This is a genomic window from Cloacibacterium sp. (genome assembly GCF_047601505.1).
GTDB lineage: Bacteria > Bacteroidota > Bacteroidia > Flavobacteriales > Weeksellaceae > Cloacibacterium.
This window is the reverse complement of record NZ_JASGJD010000001.1, coordinates 3,196,892-3,211,788: the sequence shown is the minus strand read 5'-3', so window position 1 is coordinate 3,211,788 and position 14,897 is coordinate 3,196,892. Positions and strand designations below refer to the sequence as shown.

Sequence of the window (14,897 nt, the reverse complement as noted above, 5' to 3'; positions counted from 1 at the left end):
TATCAATTTTTAAAAAAATCTTTGCGTTTAATCAAAAAAGGAAAAATTTGGCAGGGTTCCGTTTCTAAGACTTTGATTGCAGTAATGCTAATTTCAGTCGGTAAAGGCAGAAAGAGAATTAACCAAAAATTTCCTTACATTTTTAGAGAGAACAAATGTAGGGAATTTCCGATATAGAGAATGTTAAATTTTAGTTGTAAAAAGGAGCTGAACTTGTTAATTAAAGTTTAATTTCGATTCTTATATTTCCTTCTAATTTTTCGTTAGAATACATCACCAAAGGTACTCCATTGGCGTAAATTCTGTTCCAGAAGTGGTTTCCTGCAAATCTGCTGTCTGAAACGGTAGCTTCAAAACCGTTTTCGGATAGATTGATTTGATGTGGGAAAAAGTAACTTTTAGACAGTTTCAAAATTTCTTTTTGTTCGTCTGTTATGGTGTTTACTTCTCCCAAAAGTTTAGCAACGTACGTGTTATAAGGATTTTTGAAGGTTTCTTCGGCGCTATCGTTTTGGATTAATCTTCCTTCTTGCAAAACTACAATTTGGTCTATCCAAGGTAAAATTTCCTGAATTTCGTGGGTAGAAATAATTACAGAAAGTTCGTGTTCTTTCACATAATTAAAAAGTTTTTCCCTGAGTTCCATTTTTCTGGAATAATCCAAATTACTGAATGGTTCGTCTAAAAGAAGAAGTTTTGGCATTACCGAAAGTGCTCTTGCAATGGCAACACGCTGTTGTTGGCCACCACTAAGATTTTTAGGCAATACATTGGCGTAATTTTCTAAACCTACAACTTCTAAAAGTTCGTGTACTTTTTTTCTTTTTTCAGCCAAATTGATGTTCGAAATAAATTTCCCAACGTTTTCTGCAACTGTGAGATAAGGCATTAAATCATAATGCTGAGAAACTAATTTTAAGCCTTTTTCTCCGGGAACAATATTTCCTTTTGGACCATATAATTTTTCGTCTTCTAGGAAAATTTCGCCACTTTGCCAATCTATCAATCCATAGATAATATTGAGAAGCGTAGATTTTCCGCAACCACTTTCGCCAGAAAGGGCAATGATTTTTCCTTTTTCTACAGAAAGGTTAAGGTTTCTAAAAAGCGGATTAACAGACGAATATCCGAAGTATAAGTTTCTTACAGTCAAAAGCATATACAAAAGTAAGCATTCTATAAGAAATTTTAAATATTTGGAGATAATTTTCTTACTTTAGCCAAAGAAATATTTAATAATAATTTAAGATGAAAAACAAATTGCTTAAAATTTTTGCGGGTTTTAGTATTGTAGCTTTGTTAGTTGCTTGTGGCAAAGACAAACCAGTTACAAGCGAAAGCAATGAAGTGCTTACAAAAACGGATGGCGTTCAATACAAAGTAGATACCATGAACAGTAGAGTAGAATGGAAAGGCTATAAAGTGTTGAAATCTGACCAAACTACCCATTTTGGAACTATTCAGTTTGAAAGTGGTGATATTACTGTGAAAGAAGGAAAATTGCAATCTGGTAAATTTGTAGCAGATATTAATACTTTAGAAAATATAGACCTGAAAGACAATCAGGAAATGAAAACCAAATTGGAAGGTCATCTTAAAAGTGGTGATTTTTTTGAAGTAGAAAAATTTCCTACTGCTTCTTACGAAATTACCAAAGTTACCGAAACAAAAAGTGGAGATTACAACACTCTTATAGAGGGTAATCTTACCATAAAAGGCATTACAAAACCTGTTCAGTTTAAAGCAAATGTTACCGTACAAAACGAAAATGTAAGCATTGCAACAGAACCAACTGACATTAACAGAGAAGATTACGGTTTGAAATTTGAAATTCCTTTTGAAAACGGATTGCTGAATAAATCTATCAATCTTCAGGTTTTGATTAAAGCGATGGAAAGTAAGTAAAAACCAATTGAAAGGTTAAAAATAGAAATTTTAAAAAATCTTTAGAACTTGCAGTTTTGTGAGTTCTTTTTATTTTAACAGATGATTCTTTTTGTGTGTTTTATCGTTTAAAAAAATAAAAAATCGTACTTTTGCAAATCAATATATTTTCAGAGTGATGATAGAAAAAATTGAGGAACTATTAGTAGAGGTAAATGCGTTTCAATCTCAAAACAAAGACGAAATAGAGCAATTTCGTATTAAATTTAACAGTAAAAAAGGAATTCTAAATGATTTGTTCGACAAATTTAAAGAAGTTCCTAATGAGCAAAAACGTGATTTTGGACAAAAAATCAACACCCTAAAACAAGCCGTTAATACCAAATTAGAAGAGCTGAAAGATGCTACTTCTAGTAATATTATTCTAGAAAAAGAAGATCTTACAAAACCTGCTTTCCCGTTGGAATTAGGTTCTAGACATCCAATAAATTTGGTGAGAAGTAGAATTATAGAAATTTTTAAATCTATAGGTTTTGCCGTAGCAGACGGACCAGAAATTGAAGACGATTGGCACAATTTTACAGCACTTAATCTACCAGAATATCATCCTGCAAGAGATATGCAAGATACTTTCTTTATAGAGCAAAATCCTGATGTTTTATTAAGAACGCATACTTCTTCGGTGCAAATTAGATATATGGAAGAAAACGAACCGCCAATTAGAATTCTTTCTCCGGGAAGAGTTTTCCGAAACGAAGCAGTTTCTTCTCGTTCGCATTGTATTTTTCATCAAATTGAAGGTTTGTACATTGATGAGAACGTAAGTTTTGCAGATTTAAAACAAACCATTCAGTTTTTTACGACAGAACTTTTCGGTAAATCTAAAATCAGAATGAGACCTTCTTATTTCCCTTTTACTGAACCAAGTGCCGAAGTAGATGTTTATTGGGGATTAAATTCTGAAACAGATTACAGAATTACCAAAGGAACGGGCTGGTTAGAAATTATGGGTTGTGGTATGGTAGATCCTGCGGTTCTTAAAAATGTAAATATTGATGCTGATAAATACAGTGGATATGCTTTCGGGATGGGAATTGAAAGAATTGTAATGCTTCTTTACCAAATGAGTGATATTAGAATGTTCTTCGAAAATGATAAAAGAATGTTGCAACAATTCGGGCACCTTTAGAAATGTGAGAATTGTAGAGTTTTAGAGAAATTATTTTTAAAATTCAATACTAAAATATAAAATCAAACCGCTTCAGAAATCCTGAAGCGGTTTTTGCATAATAAGATCTTAATTATGAGAAGCTAATGTGCGCCAAATTTGAATTTTTAAGATTTTTTGAACCAGTTTTTCGCTCTATTGTAATCTAAAAAATAAGTGAGTCTAAGCGAAATATTATTTGTCATAGGTTCGTTAAAAAGTGTACTGAAATTATCGCCAAAACTCTGTCTGGAAATGTCTTGATAATTGCTTACCGCATTTCTGTACAAAAGTGTAAGTTGAGAACCTGGTGCAAACCACCAAGAATATCTAATGTCCACATTCCAAGAATTGTAAGTTCCGTTTAAATTATTGGTGAAATTGTTGTAATCTGTAAGATTTCCGTCTTGATTAAGCGTGTAAAATTGTTTGTAAGTAACATCCGAAAAGTAATGTCTGAATGCTAAAGAAAGCGTCATTTTATCATTAAAACTGAATTGCGAAGTCAGTGAATTTTCGTAAGTATTTCTTTGTCTTCGTCCCATAAAAATATTGGTGCCGTCATTTCCTGCAAAACCAATTTCATTATTGCTGAAAACCGGATTGAATTGCCAAATTACATTGAATTTATCATTAAATCTGTATCTTAAAAAAACGGAAGGAATTACTTTGTTTCTGCCTTTTTCGTTGTAGGCATAATAGTCTATATTTACGTTATATTGTAGTTTTTTTCTGCTATCACTTTCATACCAAATCCAGCTATCAAAATATCCGGGAACGTTAAGATGTCTGCCTTGTTTTCTAGGTTCATAAATATCTTTTTCGCCGATGGGAGTAAATTCAATTCCGCCACCAAAACTTCTGAAATTTTTATCGGTAAATTGATTGTTGTGATTAAATCTTAGCGTAGAAAACAAGAACGGTTCTAATCTGTGAGAATAAGTGAAATTATTATTTAGATAAATATTATTGAATCTTTTGGTTGGCTGTAAAATTCTATAACCATACCAAGCGTTGTAACTTGCAATATTGGTGGTTGTAGAAAATCCTAAATCGTTAATGTCCCAATTTTTAGTTGCAAAATTTGCATTGATGTCAAATCTGTTTTTTCCAGAAGTTTTACCAAATCCAAGTTGGCTTTTGTTCCCGAATTTTGTGCCATTATCCATTATCCAACTTCCTTTTACGTTTCCATAATATTGATAGGTATTTTTCTTATTGTTGATGCTCCAAAGAATTCCTGTAGCATTAGCATCTCGAAAATTTCCGCTTCGCATTGTGTTGGTGTTGACAAGCGTTACAGAAGAATTTCCGTTAAATCTTTGGTCTAAAACCAAAACATTATAATTTGCCCAAGGTTCTAGCACTTCTTTTCTAGTTTCGCCAGTAATATTATTTCTGATGGTAGCTTCGGCTTTTTCTGTAATTCCGTTAAAAAATCCAATTCCCAGACCTTTGTTTGTTCTTCCAGAAATTTTAAACGCGTTGAAAAGTTTTACTTTGGCAGGGCTTTCTACCAAAGTTTCATCCTGAGAAACATTGGGAGATAACGAAGGTTCGTCGCCAACTCTTCTGGAGTAGAACATATTGCCTTTGTTGAAAAGTTCTGTACCTTCGGTAAAGAAAGAACGTTGCTCTGTAAATTCTTGTTCGAAAGGCGTTAAATTCAAAACAGAATTGTCAAAATTTGCTTGCCCAAAATCTGGAATTAAAGTCATATCAAACGTGAAAGCATCATTAATTCCGTATTTTACATCCATTCCACCATTGAAATTTGTGGTGGTTTTCCCATCATAATTATTAATATAAGTAGAAAAATAAGGTGTAAACGAAAGTCGAACTGGAGGGTTGATGTCTTTTATATTTTCTAAAACTCCATCGTAAAGCAAAAAGCTCCCTTTTTGGTTGTTTACATGGTTCCAAGTATAAGCTGTTTTGGTTCTATTCACTTGTCTAAAAAAATTAATTCCCCAATTTTGAACTGCACTTTTAGGAAATCTAAGCTCAGAAAAAGGGATTTTCATTTCTACAGTCCATCCGTTTTCTACAATTTTTGCCGCAGAATACCAAATGCCATTCCAAGAAAAATCTTCTCCGTTTTCTTTGGTTATTTTGCTGTCTGCTTGTACACCTGCTGCGGTTACGAATAATTCTAAACTTTGTTGGTTGTCATTATAACCATTAATGAAAAGCACAAAAAAATCATCATTTTCTATATTGTCTCTTTCTGTAAGTTGTTTTGATATTTTGGAAGGTTCTTTGTCGTAAAGCATTGCAGATACGTAGATTCCGGTGTCGTCATAAGCAATTTTTACTTCAGATTTGAAATCTGCGTCTTCAGCTTTTCCATTGTTGGGTCTAAGTTCTACAAAATCTTTGCAAATAGGAATGTTTTTCCATGTTTCATCGTCTAGATTGCCATCTATTTTAGGAGCTTTGTCTAGTTTTATAGCGGTTATTTTCTTTCGGGTAATACTGTCGTTAACTTTTTCTTGAGCAAAGGATAAAACAGAAATTATGGTAAAAAGTAAAATTGAAATCCGGACTCTCATAGTTTTTATTTTGATGATTAGTTGTATGTTTTTTTCTTTTGTTTCAATTAAGACAATCGAAGTTTTATTTTTATTACATCAAAATAAAAAATCCGAGAATTTTATCGGATTTTGTTGTTTATCAATATGTTATTTAGCTCACCTGAAATTCATTGGATATTTCACGTTGTGATAATCGTCTAAACTTGCCTTCAAAGAACCAACTAATAATTCTGCTTTCAATTCAACAGGAACTAAGTTGGCATCGTTGGTTACATACATCGTAACTCCTTCTTGAGATTTAAAAATTCTTCCACTCATTACATAAGGAACAATTTTAAGACAAGAGATTTTTCCAAATTTTGTATTTCTGTTTTCAATGCCAGTTACTTTTAGCATAAATGGATAAATTTCGTCGTCTATCCAAACATTTATTTTAAGAGCACTTCCTACTTTAAAGTTGGTACTGTCTATACTTCTAAGATAGTAAAATGCAGAAATCATGTCTTGAAGTCCTTTTACTGTTTTAAAATGTTTAGAAGTTTTTTCTAATTTATTGGTAAGTGTTAAAGATTGATTATCTTGGTTAAATTCAGTCTCAAAATGTCTTCTGTAGCCACCTTCCGAAACATTTCTTACGTAATGACTTGGCAACCCTGTGGCGATATTGATGTAACTTTCGTACACGTCATCTACTTTAAAAAAAGCTCTTACAGCGCCAGAACTACGCCCAACACCAGTTACTCTGTAATGTGGAGCATTTCTATAATTAATTTGATTAGCAGTAAGAGTAGCAGTGCCGGCATTTAAAAAGCCATAGTGTATTCTGTAGGTTAATTTTTCTCCGTTTTTGATATTTTCTACCTGCGAAAACATCAACATAAATGCGAAAGAAAGTATGATGCTAAAATATTTTTTCATTAATTCTTTTTTATTTCCAATGTACATTTCAAAAATTTTGCCAAAATAAAAAGTGGCATTATCTATTATCATAAGAGATTATAAATGTCACTTTAGTTACAAGGCTAGCTCATAAAAATTCTTATATTTGCAAAATATGAAAAGTTTTTATTCGTAATTTACAAATTTACAATAAAAAATACTTATTTAATGATTACAACAGATTTATTGATTATAGGTGCCGGGCCAACCGGACTTTTTGCTGTTTTTGAAGCAGGTTTATTAAAATTAAAATGCCACCTTATAGATGCTCTTCCGCAGCCTGGTGGTCAACTTACAGAGCTTTATCCTAAAAAACCAATTTTTGATATTCCTGGTTATCCTTCTGTTTTAGCAGGTGATTTGGTAGATAATTTGATGGAGCAAATTAAACAATTTCAACCTGGTTTTACATTGGGCGAAACGGCTTCTACTCTTAATAAATTAGAAGATGGAACTTTTGAGGTAATTACCAACAAAGGTACAGTGCATCATGCAAAAGCTGTGGCTATAGCTGGTGGTTTAGGAACTTTTGAACCGAGAAAACCTTTGATTGACAATGTGGCAGATTACGAAGAGAAAGGAGTAGATTATTTTGTGAAAAATCCTGAAGTTTACAGAGATAAAAATATCGTAATTGCTGGTGGTGGAGATTCTGCTTTAGATTGGAGTATTTTCTTGGCTAATGTGGCAAAATCGGTAACTTTAATTCACCGTAGAAATGAATTTAGAGGTGCATTAGATTCTGTAGAAAAAGTTCAGGAGCTTAAAAATAAAGGAAAAATTAATCTTATTACTCCTGCAGAAGTTACTGGTTTGAAAGGCGATGGTCATATAGAAGCCATTACTGTAGAACAAGATGGTAATGTTTTCGACCTTGAAACAGATTATTTTATTCCACTTTTTGGTCTAACTCCTAAATTAGGTTCTATTGCAAATTGGGGCTTGAATATTGAGAAAAATGCAATTGTAGTAAACAATGCTTTAGATTATCAAACCAATATTGATGGGGTTTACGCAATTGGTGACGTTAATACTTATCCTGGGAAATTAAAATTAATTTTATGTGGTTTCCATGAAGCTACTCTAATGTGCCAAAGTGTGTACAATAGATTAAATCCGGGTAAAAAATATGTACTAAAATACACTACCGTGAGCGGTGTAGATGGTTTTGATGGTTCTAGAAAAGAAGCTGAAAAAGCCGTAGTAAAGAAAATTGATTAATTGCAAGATGCTTGATGTGGGAGCAAGGGTATTAAATTCATTATCCAACATCTAACAACCAACAAAAATATTATGGCTTTAGACGTAAATATAAAAATTACAGATAGAAACGGAGTAACTCACGAAGTAGCTGCGCCAACTGATATGGCTCTTAATCTGATGGAAGTAGTAAAACTCTACGAATTGGCAGAAGAAGGTACAATAGGAGTTTGCGGTGGTATGGCGATGTGTGCATCTTGCCAATGTTATGTAAATAGTGACACACCTCTTCCCGAAAAATCTGATGAGGAAGATGCCATGCTTTCTGAAGCGTATAACGTAAAAGAAAATTCTAGATTGGGTTGCCAAATTCACATTACCGAAGACTTAGAAGGTCTAGAGGTAGAATTAGCTCCTTATGAGTAAAAGTTTTCTAAAAAACATAAAAACATCCTGCAAGACCCCTTGCAGGATATTTTTTTACTCCTTCGGATGTATTTTTAACACCTCTGTATATATTTTTAACTTATCTCAACCTTCAAATTACTATTCTGGATAGGTTAAGGAATACTCTGGATAGGTCTCGAAGTATTTCGTTGGGGTTCTATAACCTATATTTTGAGGTTCGGAACCCCAAAATTAGAGTCTAAACCCCAAAATTATGAGTTAAGGAACGTATATTTTTGGTTAAAGAACCTCACGAGATGAGTAAAAGACCTCAAAAGATGAGTTCAGAACCAGAAAATATGATTTCGAGACCAGAACAGAAGGGTTTTTAACTTATTAATTGTGGTTAATTTAATTCACCAAAAACAAAGCATTGCTAAATAACAAGAAGTTGAAATTTCTCAAAAATAATGAATACATCCTATTAATAATAGTAGGGTAGTTAATAAAAAATCCAAAACCTTATGGTTTTGGATTTTTATTTTATATGGAAAAAATTAAATTTCTTTTTGTCCAATTTCATTTATTTCTGAAAAATTTCCTTTTGGGTCTGGTCCATATTCATTAGAGCCTGAAATTCCTTCAGTGCAGAATAATATCAGTAACCAAATACCACCAATAATAGGAATTAGTGCTATAAAATACCACCAACCACTTTTGCCTACATCATGTAATCTTCTTACAGCTACAGCTAAACCAGGAATGAAAACCAATAGCGCATAAACCAAATAAAGAAAACCATAAGGGGAATTTTCTCCAAAAGTTAATCCTAAAAGATTATCCAAAATTGCTGCACAAACTAAAAAAATTAAGTTAAAAAGAATAAACATCCAATATTCTTTTCTTCTTGCTCTTCCACTAAAATCTGAGTACTGTTTTAGTACTTTTAAATACCAATTCATAGTTAATTGTTTTTATAAATTATAATTATTGTAAATCCAAATATACAAAAAAAGTCCAAAACTAATATTTCGGACTTTTAAATATTGGATTAACTTTTTAATTCACCAAAAACAAAGCATTGCTAAATAACATAATTCCGTTTTCCCAGAATGCTCTGAAAAGAGGATTGTCTATCATATAAACTACTTTTCCTGCGCCTTTACTTTCTACAGCAAAGCTCACGGTTTCGGGTAGTTTTTTGCCAAAATCATGACCAATGTAGCCATAGCTTTTGTAATTTTTAGGAACATAAGCCACATTGTTAGCTCCTTTCAACATTGCATAAATTTTGTCGCCTGTTTTTAAACTGAAATATTTTTTGCCCAAACCAAAAGACAAAGGATGTGTAATATCTAAATTGTTTTCAATAATAGCTCCCGGAATTGAGTTGGCAAGCAATCTTCTTTCTTCGTTGCCAGAATCTAGGAAGCGTTCTTTCAATTGTTTTTCTTTTTTTACTTTTTCAGCAGCTTGCTTTTCTTCGTCTGTAGCATAAGGATTCAGTGCGTAGCCATCTTTTCCGTCAAAAACATTTAGCGCGCCATCTATAGCAATTACTTTTCCACCATTGTTAATCCATTCGTTCAATCTTTTCATATCAGCATCAGAAAAATTATATCTTCCGTCAGCGAGAACCAAAGTGTTGAACTCAAAAAGTTTAACATTTCTTAATTTATCTTGGTCAACAATGGTTACAGGATAATTTAAAATTTCATCAAAATAATACCAAGCAGCACCAAATTCGGTAGAAGTTACTCCATTTCCTGATAATAAAAGCACTTTCGGAGCTTTCATTAATGGGAAGTTTTCTCCGCCAAGATCTTTTGCGTTTTTAGAAAATCCTGTTTCAATAGTTGCAAAATCACTTTTCTTTTTCACAATTTCTCCTACAGTATTTTCGAAATTTGCAATTTTTGGATTGTCTCCTTTGGCAACCATTAGCCCGCCTGGTTCTATGGTTACATCTCCAAAAATGGCTTGTTTCATTGCATATCTTACTTTGATATCTTTTTGTTGAAGCTGAGCCAAAACTTCTGCTGAGGTTCTGTTATTCCAAGGAATATAGAACGCATAAACGGTTTTGGGGATAGATTTAGAAGCGGTTTCTATAGAAGTTTTAGTTTTTAGATTTAAAGCATTTTTCACGGCGTAACCTTGTACTCCATACGCAAGAGGAAGATTCCATGCGGTAATGTCGTAAGAAAGACTGTCTGTCATTTTATTAGTAGGTTCAAATAAAATTTGAGTAAAAACAGCTTTCGGTTGGTCTACTTTTACAATTAAATCGTTGGGTTCTACAGAGAAACTTTCGTCTTTTTGAGTAAAATAATTGTAGCCAGATGCACTAGATTTTTCGGTAGCGTAAGAATATTCTATTTTGTTAATTTTCAATAAATCTGCTAATTGATTGAGTTTTGGATTGTTCTTGAGAATATAAGTTGCATATTTACCTTTCATATGAGTTCTAGGATTGTTCATGAAATTTCTAAAACCTTTCAATAAAGGGTCAATCTGAGAAGCCGAAGTTTCTACCACCGCCAAAACTGCGGTTTTGTGGTGCGTTAATCTGTCTTTTATGGTAAGATTTACCCCGTTTTCCATAGTGATTTCTCTTCCAGCTCTTATTCCGCCTTGTTCTAGCGTCATTCCAACAGCGCCATTGTACATTGGATAAGTATCTCCGTAACTAGGATAAAAAAGGTCGAATCTTTCGCTGGTGTTGTACATCCAATTATTCGCGTCAAATTTTGCGGAAATATTTTTTCCTAATAATTTATGAAAATCTTTTTGGTAAGCTTCTATAAATTCGTGTTGAGGTTCTGCAGCTGGCGGGAAAAAGTACGGCGAATCATAACCTTGTTCGTGAACATCTGTGTGTACTTGTGGCATCCAATGGTTGTAGAGTGCCATTCTTTGCTTGGTTTCGATTTGAGTTTGCCAAGCCCAATCTCGGTTCATATCAAAAATATAATGATTGTATCTTCCGCCTGGCCATTCTTCGGCGTGTTCACGGTCAAATTTATTTGGGTTGGTATTTTTACCAGAAATTTCTCTCAACCAGTTTCCGTATCTGGAATATCCATCAGGATTAATGCAAGGGTCTAAAATAACGATGGTGTTTTTTAACCATTCTTTGGTGGTTTTATTATCAGGATTGGCAAGTTCATAAGCTACTGAAAGAGCACTTTCTGTTCCTGCCCATTCGTTTCCGTGAACGTTAAAACTCAACCAAACGATTAATTTATCTCCAACTGTAGTTGAAGTTTTAGGTGCTAATCCAACAGAAGCTAGATTTTGAAGTCTTATTTGCTCTAAATTGGCTAAATTTTCTGGTGTAGAAATATAATAAACATTCAGATTTCTATGTTCTGAGGTTTCGCCATATTTCTGGTGTTTTACATAAGGAGTTTGTGTAGTAAGGTAGTTGAAATATTCTTCTACCTGATGATAATAGGTGATTTGTTTGCCGTAAGTAGGCAAAAATTCATAAGGACTTTTTATTTGTGCAAAAGCCAAAGCACTAATGTTAATCCATAATAGTAGTAATAATTTTTTCATATCAAATCAAAATTTTACCAAAAATAGTGAATATATCGTTATTAATAATAGGTTTTTAATGAAAAATCCAAAAACGATTGGTTTTTGGATTTTTTATTTTAAGTGTATATTTTAAAATGCAGAAAATTCATACCAATTATTCCCATCACAAAAAAATTCTGTAGAGTTTTGGGTGAGAGCATATGTGTTAGGAGGATTTACACCACTATATGAGGTGTGTAAACTTCCTGCATTAGTCTGTACTTTTGTTTCAATAGTCATGCTATTACTGTATTCTGTAAATGCGAGTCTAAATCTTGCTCCGTACCCTACTGATGCAGGGGAGGGAAGGGTGATGTTAACTTCAACCGCTCCTGATTGATAGGCAGAATAGTTTAGTAGTAATATTCCTCCCATTAGTGATGTTGGTACGGTGTAATTAAATGTTCTAGAATTTACATTTACGACAGAAAATGGAGTGTTTGGTGTGGATAATGTAGCCCAAGTTCCATCTCCTCTTAGATATGTACTAGAACTAGCAGTGCCTGTTGCTGAAATTTTAGTTGTGGTTATAGAGTTGTCATCTACCGTTTTGGCATGTAAAGCGTAAGGAACACTTAGAAGTTGAGAAGTGCCATTAATGGTATAAGAATTGCCACCAGTTGGGTCTATTTCAGTTTTTATGAAATACAAATCGTCTCCCCAATTAATATTTGTTAGAGAGCCACTTACAAGAGTTCCACTACCTATTTTAGCAGTGAAAAGTCCGTTGTTGTTTGTAGTTGAGTTTTGGGTTTCAGAATATACAGTAGTTCCATTAATAGAACTTTTTAATATACTAAACTTAATTCCTACAGATTGGTTAACTACTAATGCGTTAGATGCATTTCTTACCACTGCTTGATAACTAATTAAATTAGGTGTCTGCGCAATTAATAAAGTTGCAAATAAAAAGGCAAACAGCGAAAATAGATTTTTTTTCATAGTATTATTTTTTAATTATTTTATAAGTTTTAATAGTTTTAGCTCCTTTTTTTATGTTCAATAAATAAAGAGAAGGGAGACGCTTAATCATATTGATGTTTGTGTCTTTTGAAGTTATTTCTTTTGATTCTAAGAGACGACCATTAGAATCTAAAAGTTCAAAACTTACATTTTTATAATCTTTATTGATGCTAATCGTTAAATAATCTGTAACCGGATTAGGATAAGCGTTGAAAATAAGATTGATTTCTGCTTCATTAATTCCTAAAGAAGTGCTTACTTCATAAGGTTGTTGGGTTCCTTGAGAAATACTTCCGCTTCCCGAACTTGTGGTAGTGTAAATTGTTTCTCCAATTGTAGAACTTACCATTCCTGCCGGAGAATTAACGTCAGAACCAGAAGAGACAATGGACGATTGAGCTTTCAATAGAAAGAAATTGCTCAAGACCAAGGCTAGAATAATGTACTTTTTTGTCTTCATTTTTCTAATTATTAATGGTTTAATTTGTATTTGAAAGAGAATAAATACTTTAGAATTAAGCTAATGTATTTTGTTTTTAATAGAGATTTCAAATAAAAAATATATTCTTATTTAACTATTTCTATTATGAGTTTATAGTTATTTGTTTTTTGTGATTATGAATTCAAATATATAAAAAAAAGTCCAAAACTAATGTTTAGGACTTGTAAATATTTATTTTAGATTTTTTACTTCTTCACCGGAATATTTTTCAAGATTTCTTGTAAATATTTCCAGAATTTTTGAGTGGACGAAATGCTTGCTCTTTCGTCTGGAGAGTGCGCTCCTTTAATAGTTGGTCCAAAACTTACCATTTCCATTTTTGGGTAATTTGCACCAATAATTCCGCATTCTAAACCAGCATGGCAAGCCACCACTTGAGGTTTTGCTCCAAAATCTTTTTCGTAGATTTCTGTCATTATTTTAATGATTTCGGCATCTGGTTTTGGTTTCCAACCGGGATAAGAACCTGAAAATTCTACTTCCATTCCGGCTAATTCAAAAACAGATTTTAATTGTTCTGCAACTGCCATTTTGCTAGAATCTACAGAAGAACGAGAGAGATTCATAATTTTTAATTCTCCGTTTTTCAATTCTACTCTTGCAATATTATTAGATGTTTCTACCAAATCTTCTACATCTGGAGACATTCTGTAAACACCGTTATGAGCAGATTTTAATGCTAAAATAATTTTTTTAGAATCTTCTGTGCTTAATCCTTGTTCTGTACTAGAAGTTTTTTCAAAATTAATGCTCAAATCTTTTTCGATAGAAGCAAATTCTTCTAAAATTTCAGTTTTTAAAGTTTCTAAATTTTGTAAAAATTCATCAGAATTATTTACAGAAACTATAGCGTGAGCTTCTCTAGGAATTGCATTTCTCAAACTACCTCCATCAATTGAAATCAACTGAATTCCGTTGTCAATTCCTGTATAAAGCAATCTTCCCAAGATCACATTAGAGTTACCAAAACCTTTGTGAATGTCCATCCCAGAATGTCCACCTTGTAAGCCTTTGATGTCAATTTTTATAAAATGAGACGATGTGGAATTTAAATCATAACTTGCTGAAGCTGTTACATCTATTCCTCCGGCACAACCTATATCAATTTCGTCATCTTCTTCAGTGTCCAAATTAAGAAGAATTTCTCCTGTTAGTTGCCCGGCTTTTAAACCAAGAGCTCCCGTCATGCCAGTTTCTTCATCTATGGTGAAAAGTGCTTCTATAGAAGGATGAGGAATGTCTGAACTTTCTAAAATGCTCATAATTGCTGCAACGCCCAATCCGTTATCTGCGCCCAAAGTAGTGCCTTTTGCTTTTACCCAATCTCCATCTGCATACATTTCAATTCCTTGCGTTTCGAAATCGAAATCTACATTATTGTTTTTTTGACAAACCATATCGAGGTGAGATTGTAAAACAATGGGCTGGCGATTTTCCATGCCAGAAGTAGCAGGTTTTCTGATGATTACATTGCCTACTTCGTCTTCTGTGGTTTCTAAATTGAGATTTTTACCGAAATTTTTAATGAATTCAATAACTTTTTCTTCTTTTTTGGAAGGTCTCGGAACTGCATTTAAAGCAGCGAAATTCTTCCAAATATTTTGAGGTTCTAAATGTGTAATAGACATTTTTTAAAATTTGTTCAAATTTACGATTTTGAAATTTGAATTCTGTTGAATTTGTTAAGGAATTTAATCAT

General features: G+C 32.8%; 12 protein-coding genes. 4 read left to right on the top strand and 8 right to left on the bottom strand.

Going from position 1 to position 14,897, the window contains the following annotated elements:
• Window positions 1-220: 220 nt before the first annotated feature.
• Window positions 221-1,159 carry a sulfate/molybdate ABC transporter ATP-binding protein gene (locus QM746_RS14485; RefSeq protein ID WP_414984871.1) on the bottom strand — a complete coding sequence of 313 codons (939 nt, stop codon included), beginning with the start codon at window positions 1,157-1,159 and terminating at the stop codon, window positions 221-223.
• Between the two features lie 89 nt (window positions 1,160-1,248).
• Between QM746_RS14485 and QM746_RS14480 the strand changes: the two genes are divergently transcribed.
• Both QM746_RS14480 and pheS read left to right on the top strand, forming a co-directional pair.
• The gene (locus QM746_RS14480; protein ID WP_414984870.1) at window positions 1,249-1,905 is read left to right on the top strand and encodes a YceI family protein; all 657 of its coding nucleotides are present in this window, start codon (window positions 1,249-1,251) and stop codon (window positions 1,903-1,905) included.
• 157 nt (window positions 1,906-2,062) lie between these two features.
• On the top strand, window positions 2,063-3,073 hold the full coding sequence (gene pheS, locus QM746_RS14475; protein ID WP_414984869.1) for a phenylalanine--tRNA ligase subunit alpha: 1,011 nt from the start codon (window positions 2,063-2,065) through the stop codon (window positions 3,071-3,073).
• A gap of 146 nt (window positions 3,074-3,219) precedes the next feature.
• Here pheS and QM746_RS14470 read toward each other — a convergent pair whose 3' ends face one another.
• Together QM746_RS14470 and QM746_RS14465 are read right to left on the bottom strand one after the other, a co-directional pair.
• Window positions 3,220-5,643 carry a DUF5916 domain-containing protein gene (locus tag QM746_RS14470; RefSeq protein WP_414984868.1) on the bottom strand — a complete coding sequence of 808 codons (2,424 nt, stop codon included), beginning with the start codon at window positions 5,641-5,643 and terminating at the stop codon, window positions 3,220-3,222.
• Between the two features lie 138 nt (window positions 5,644-5,781).
• Complete coding sequence (locus tag QM746_RS14465) at window positions 5,782-6,543, bottom strand: DUF3108 domain-containing protein (RefSeq protein ID WP_414984867.1); 762 nt, start codon at window positions 6,541-6,543, stop codon at window positions 5,782-5,784.
• A 189-nt stretch (window positions 6,544-6,732) separates the two neighbouring features.
• On the opposite strand from QM746_RS14465, the gene QM746_RS14460 reads away from it, so the two are divergent.
• Both QM746_RS14460 and QM746_RS14455 read left to right on the top strand, forming a co-directional pair.
• A complete protein-coding gene (locus tag QM746_RS14460) occupies window positions 6,733-7,785 on the top strand; it encodes an NAD(P)/FAD-dependent oxidoreductase (protein ID WP_414984866.1) in 1,053 nt (350 codons plus the stop codon).
• Window positions 7,786-7,857: 72 nt separating this feature from the next.
• Complete coding sequence (locus tag QM746_RS14455; protein WP_374362788.1) at window positions 7,858-8,190, top strand: 2Fe-2S iron-sulfur cluster-binding protein; 333 nt, start codon at window positions 7,858-7,860, stop codon at window positions 8,188-8,190.
• 518 nt (window positions 8,191-8,708) lie between these two features.
• Here the strand turns inward: QM746_RS14455 and QM746_RS14450 are convergent.
• The 5 genes from QM746_RS14450 to QM746_RS14430 form a co-directional block, all read right to left on the bottom strand.
• Window positions 8,709-9,113: a DUF805 domain-containing protein gene (locus QM746_RS14450; RefSeq protein WP_414984865.1), complete on the bottom strand. Its 405-nt coding sequence runs from the start codon at window positions 9,111-9,113 to the stop codon at window positions 8,709-8,711.
• 97 nt (window positions 9,114-9,210) lie between these two features.
• Window positions 9,211-11,712 (bottom strand): M14 family zinc carboxypeptidase, encoded by a 2,502-nt coding sequence (locus QM746_RS14445; RefSeq protein WP_414984864.1) that lies wholly within the window; start codon window positions 11,710-11,712, stop codon window positions 9,211-9,213.
• A gap of 111 nt (window positions 11,713-11,823) precedes the next feature.
• On the bottom strand, window positions 11,824-12,675 hold the full coding sequence (locus tag QM746_RS14440) for a hypothetical protein (RefSeq protein ID WP_414984863.1): 852 nt from the start codon (window positions 12,673-12,675) through the stop codon (window positions 11,824-11,826).
• 4 nt (window positions 12,676-12,679) lie between these two features.
• A complete protein-coding gene (locus QM746_RS14435) occupies window positions 12,680-13,156 on the bottom strand; it encodes a T9SS type A sorting domain-containing protein (RefSeq protein ID WP_414984862.1) in 477 nt (158 codons plus the stop codon).
• A 227-nt stretch (window positions 13,157-13,383) separates the two neighbouring features.
• A complete protein-coding gene (locus tag QM746_RS14430; protein ID WP_414984861.1) occupies window positions 13,384-14,826 on the bottom strand; it encodes an aminoacyl-histidine dipeptidase in 1,443 nt (480 codons plus the stop codon).
• Window positions 14,827-14,897: the final 71 nt, after the last annotated feature.

Bases quoted from the DNA above. Each gene is read 5' to 3' on its own strand.
- QM746_RS14485 (WP_414984871.1), bottom strand. From the start codon at position 1,159: ATGCTTTTGACTGTAAGAAACTTATACTTCGGATATTCGTCTGTTAAT.
- QM746_RS14480 (WP_414984870.1), top strand. From the start codon at position 1,249: ATGAAAAACAAATTGCTTAAAATTTTTGCGGGTTTTAGTATTGTAGCT.
- pheS (WP_414984869.1), top strand. From the start codon at position 2,063: ATGATAGAAAAAATTGAGGAACTATTAGTAGAGGTAAATGCGTTTCAA.
- QM746_RS14470 (WP_414984868.1), bottom strand. From the start codon at position 5,643: ATGAGAGTCCGGATTTCAATTTTACTTTTTACCATAATTTCTGTTTTA.
- QM746_RS14465 (WP_414984867.1), bottom strand. From the start codon at position 6,543: ATGAAAAAATATTTTAGCATCATACTTTCTTTCGCATTTATGTTGATG.
- QM746_RS14460 (WP_414984866.1), top strand. From the start codon at position 6,733: ATGATTACAACAGATTTATTGATTATAGGTGCCGGGCCAACCGGACTT.
- QM746_RS14455 (WP_374362788.1), top strand. From the start codon at position 7,858: ATGGCTTTAGACGTAAATATAAAAATTACAGATAGAAACGGAGTAACT.
- QM746_RS14450 (WP_414984865.1), bottom strand. From the start codon at position 9,113: ATGAATTGGTATTTAAAAGTACTAAAACAGTACTCAGATTTTAGTGGA.
- QM746_RS14445 (WP_414984864.1), bottom strand. From the start codon at position 11,712: ATGAAAAAATTATTACTACTATTATGGATTAACATTAGTGCTTTGGCT.
- QM746_RS14440 (WP_414984863.1), bottom strand. From the start codon at position 12,675: ATGAAAAAAAATCTATTTTCGCTGTTTGCCTTTTTATTTGCAACTTTA.
- QM746_RS14435 (WP_414984862.1), bottom strand. From the start codon at position 13,156: ATGAAGACAAAAAAGTACATTATTCTAGCCTTGGTCTTGAGCAATTTC.
- QM746_RS14430 (WP_414984861.1), bottom strand. From the start codon at position 14,826: ATGTCTATTACACATTTAGAACCTCAAAATATTTGGAAGAATTTCGCT.